Raw genomic sequence first — 248 nt, 5'->3', positions numbered from 1 at the left:
ATGAATGATATTAAATTAACTTGCCATGTTTTAAGTCCCGATTGATACCATTGCCATCTTAAGCGTAAACCAACATATGGAAAAATTAATGCACTGACTCCAAAACAAATATAAAATGCCACATTATTTTGAATAATGTTTAAACCATCAGGATTAAATGCACGCTTAATAGCATTTGCTACTTTAGGTAATGCTGCACCGATATGTTTCATTGTTTCTTCATCAGTTTCAAAGATATTAGCAGAAGC

Annotated in this window: 1 protein-coding gene; it reads right to left on the bottom strand. The window is 31.9% G+C overall.

The features are described 5' to 3' along the window. Window positions 1-248: HIT family protein (locus tag IDG64_RS15345; protein ID WP_481906134.1), on the bottom strand; the 248-nt coding region annotated here is incomplete at both ends.

Origin of the sequence: Staphylococcus sp. EG-SA-15 (assembly GCF_017151895.1) — a bacterium.
GTDB lineage: Bacteria > Bacillota > Bacilli > Staphylococcales > Staphylococcaceae > Staphylococcus > Staphylococcus aureus.
Note: the sequence above shows the minus strand (reverse complement) of the source record. Positions and strands in the feature narration are given on the sequence as shown.